Genomic DNA, 3,926 nt, shown 5'->3' with positions numbered 1-3,926 from the left:
GCTGATGATTTCGTTCATCACCTCGCGGGTACCGCCGCCGATCGAGAGAATACGGTTGTCGCGATACAGGCGTTCCACCAGGCTCTCGCGCATGTAGCCCATGCCACCGAATATCTGCACCGCATCATGGGTAATACGGTCGGCGGTATCGGTGGCAACGTTCTTGGCCATGGAAATCTCCTTGATCACGCTCTTGCCGACGGCCATCTTCGCCGCCTGGCGATAGGTGAACTCTCGCGAGACTTCCAGAGCCGTAGCCATCTCCGCCAGACGATGCTTGAGCACCTGGAACTTGGCGATGGGCCTGCCGAACGCCTCCCGCTCGCGAGCCCACTTCAGGCTTTCCTCCAGGGCCATCTGCGCCGTCATGTTGGCCATCAGTGCCAGGGCCAGACGTTCACTCTGGAAATTGCCCATGATGCAGGCAAAGCCCATGTTCTCGGCGCCGATCAGATTGCCCACCGGCACCCGGCAATCGTCGAAGAACAGCTCGGCAGTGTCCGAGGCCCACCAGCCCATCTTTTTCAGCTGTCGACCGACGGTGAAGCCCGGTGTGCCCTTTTCGATCAGCAACAAGCTGATACCGCCGTAACCGGGTTCGCCGGTACGCACCGCAACGGTGTAGAAATCGGCGCGTACGCCGCTGGTGATAAAGGTCTTGCTGCCGCTGACCCGATAATGATCGCCGTCGCGCACAGCGCGTGTCTGCAGATTGGCCACGTCCGAACCGCCCCCGGGCTCGGTCACCGCCAGAGCGCAGATTTTCTCTCCGGACAGCACTTGGGGCGCCACTCGGTCCCGCACCTCGGGACGAGCCCATTTGACGATGGGCGGCAGGCCGATATCCAGGGAGCCCAGCCCCGCCACCAGGCCGCCGGAACCGCTGCGCATCAGCTCTTCGCTGGCGGCGATCTTGGCGAACAGGTCACCTTCGTGACTGCCCCCCAGCACTTCGGGATAACCGATACCCAGAATCCCTGCAGCACCGGCCTTGAGATACAGCTCGCGGGGGAAGCTTTCAGCCTCCTCCCACCGATCGATCTCTGGGAGGATTTCCCGTTCGACGAAACGTCGCACGCTGTCACGGACCAACTGGTGGCTGGGGTCGAAGTATTCCTGGCAGACAGACATCGGCAAGCTCCTCTGAAGGGTCGAGGAAACTTACCAAGCGCTTGCTTGGTTTTCAAGGAGATGTGTGACGCGTCTTTCGCCGGCAAGCCGGCTCCGACAGCGTTATAGCGCTATGGGTTTGCGGCCGGCGAAGGAATGGGCCAGGGTGCCGCCGTCCACCAGCTCCAGCTCGCCACCCAGAGGCACGCCGTGGGCAATGCGCGAGGTGATCAGGCCTTTGTTGGTCAGCAACTGGGCGATGTAATGGGCCGTGGCTTCACCTTCCACCGTGGGATTGGTGGCCAGGATGATCTCGGTGAAGCTGCCCTGCTCTTCAATCCGCGCCAGTAACTGAGGAATGCCGATGGCCTCCGGGCCCAGGCCGTCCAAAGGCGACAGATGCCCCTTGAGCACGAAATAGCGACCGCGGTAACCGGTCTGCTCCACCGCGTACACATCCATAGGTCCCTCCACCACGCACAACAGACTGTCGTCACGACGAGGGTCGGCGCACTGCGGGCACAGCTCGTCTTCAGTCAGAGTCCGGCACTGGCGGCAATGCCCAACGCCCTCCATGGCCTGACTCAAGGCCTGGGCCAGGCGCAAACCGCCACTGCGATCACGCTCAAGCAGCTGCAAGGCCATGCGCTGGGCGGTTTTCTGACCCACGCCCGGCAGGGTGCGCAGGGCATCGATCAGTTGGCGAATCAGGGGGCTGAAGCTCATGGGCAAAGGTCCGACAAAACAACGAGACGCGGTTTATACCCGCGCCTCAGGGTAGCGTCAAATACTCGCGTTCACGGCGACCTTGACCACCAGCTTGCCGAAGTTGCGCCCTTCCAGCAGGCCGATGAAAGCTTCAGGTGCCAGCTCCAGGCCTTCGACCACATCCTCCTTGAACTTGACCTTGCCTTCGCGCACCCAGGGTGCCATGGCCTTGATGAACTCCGGATGCCGATCGCCATAGTCGTCGAAGACGATAAAGCCCTGGATCCGCACCCGCTTGGTCAGCAAGGTGCGCTGCAACAGCGGCAGGCGGTCCGGCCCCGGCGGCAGCTCCTGGGCGTTGTACTGGGCGATCAGCCCGCACAGGGGAATGCGCGCCTTGGGATTGAGCAAGGGCAGAACGGCATCGAACACCTTGCCACCGACGTTCTCGAAGTAGATGTCCACTCCGTTGAAGCAGGCCTGGGCCAATTCATCGGCAAAGTCGGCGCTCTTGTGGTCGATGCAGGCGTCGAAACCCAGCTCCTCGACCACATAGCGGCACTTGTCCGCACCGCCGGCCACGCCCACCACCCGCAGCCCCTTGAGCTTGGCCACCTGCCCCACCACCGAGCCCACAGCCCCGGACGCCGCAGCCACCACCAGGGTTTCACCCGCCTCGGGCTGACCGATGTCCATCAGCCCCATGTAGGCGGTCATCCCGGGCATGCCCAGCACGCCCAAGGCCATGGAAGGGCTGGGCAGACCGGAAGGCACGGGAATCAGGTTACGACCATCACTGATGCAGTGACTCTGCCAGCCAGTGGCCCCCACCACCAGATCGCCTTCCTGGAACTTCGGATTCAGCGATCGCTCGACCCGACTCACTGCGCCACCGGTCATCACTTCATTGATTTCCACGGGCGCGGCGTAGGACGGCGCGTCGCTCATGCGGCCGCGCATGTAGGGGTCCAGGGACAGGTAGAGGGTCTGCAGCAGGACTTGGCCGTCCGCCAGTTCCGGCAAGGCGACCCGCTCCAGGCGGAAGTTCTCCGGGACCGGTGCACCCTGGGGACGAGAGACCAGCACCACACGCTGGTTGAGGGTCAATGTTTGCGGCATCACAGACACTCCTGTATCGAGGGTTGGATAGGACTGTATAGGGTGCAGACCCTGAGAAGGCCAGGGCGTTCGATGTTTCTGCAGAGGGATCGGGGACGGCCTTCACCGGCAAGCCGGCTCCTACGAACTGCGCAGAGCTTATCGACGGGATAAAAAAGCCAGGCTCAAGGCCTGGCTTTTTTGCATCCATCCCAAGCGCCTGGGCGAATCAGAACGGCAGTTTCATGCCTGGAGGCAGCTGCATGCCGGCAGTCATGCCGGACATTTTTTCCTGGCTGTTGGACTCGATCTTGCGCACGGCGTCATTGACCGCTGCGGCAAACAGGTCTTCCAGCACTTCACGGTCATCTTCGCTGACGCCTTCCAGCAGGCTCGGGTCGATGCTCACGCGCTTGATGTCGTGACGACCGGTCATGACCACAGTGACCATGTCGCCGCCGGCCTTGCCGGTGACTTCAGCGTTGGCCAGTTCTTCCTGCATCTTGGCCATTTTTTCCTGCATCTGCTGTGCCTGCTTCATCAGGCCGGCCATGCCACCTTTCATCATGGGAATTACCTCAAAGTACGGGGATTGAAACAGCGCCCGGCCCGTGGCCCGGCGCCCTTTAAGTGATCAACCCTGAGCGGCCAGGGCCTCGACAGGTTCAATAGTATCCTGGCGCACCACGGCACCGAACTCCTGGACCATCTGCTGGATGAACGGATCGCCGTGGATCGAATCCTCTGCCTCGCGCTGGCGGTCGGCCCGGCGCCGTGAAGCCGCCTGGGCCGGGGTTTCCTGCTCGGGCTTGATCAGCTCGATGGCCAGGGTCAGGGTACGTCCGTGGTACTGGTTCAGCGCGTCATTGAGCCGACGCTGCTGAGTGGCGTTGAACAGTGCGCTGTGGGCAGGGTCCAGGTGCAGCAACCAGTTGTCACCCTCTACGGCCATCAGGGTGCAGTTGGCGGCGATGCTGCCGGTCATGCCGGAAATCGGTAGTTTCGGGAAC

Annotated in this window: 5 protein-coding genes; all 5 read right to left on the bottom strand. The window is 62.4% G+C overall.

Going from position 1 to position 3,926, the window contains the following annotated elements; all coding sequences use genetic code 11:
* A partial coding sequence (locus BLX41_RS17000) for an acyl-CoA dehydrogenase family protein (protein ID WP_123725827.1) occupies positions 1-1,131 on the bottom strand: 1,131 nt, incomplete at its 3' end.
* Between the two features lie 102 nt (positions 1,132-1,233).
* Positions 1,234-1,836: a recombination mediator RecR gene (gene recR / locus BLX41_RS16995; protein WP_123725826.1), complete on the bottom strand. Its 603-nt coding sequence runs from the start codon at positions 1,834-1,836 to the stop codon at positions 1,234-1,236.
* 57 nt (positions 1,837-1,893) lie between these two features.
* The gene (locus BLX41_RS16990) at positions 1,894-2,937 is read right to left on the bottom strand and encodes an NADP-dependent oxidoreductase (RefSeq protein ID WP_123725825.1); all 1,044 of its coding nucleotides are present in this window, start codon (positions 2,935-2,937) and stop codon (positions 1,894-1,896) included.
* A gap of 208 nt (positions 2,938-3,145) precedes the next feature.
* A complete protein-coding gene (locus BLX41_RS16985; protein ID WP_015634779.1) occupies positions 3,146-3,484 on the bottom strand; it encodes a YbaB/EbfC family nucleoid-associated protein in 339 nt (112 codons plus the stop codon).
* A 66-nt stretch (positions 3,485-3,550) separates the two neighbouring features.
* Positions 3,551-3,926: DNA polymerase III subunit gamma/tau C-terminal domain-containing protein (locus tag BLX41_RS35575; protein ID WP_311197528.1), on the bottom strand; the 376-nt coding region annotated here is incomplete at its 5' end.

The organism is Pseudomonas protegens (assembly GCF_003732485.1).
Lineage (GTDB): Bacteria > Pseudomonadota > Gammaproteobacteria > Pseudomonadales > Pseudomonadaceae > Aquipseudomonas > Aquipseudomonas protegens_B.
The sequence above is the reverse complement of the archived record's forward strand: the minus strand, read 5'-3'. Positions and strand labels throughout refer to the sequence as shown.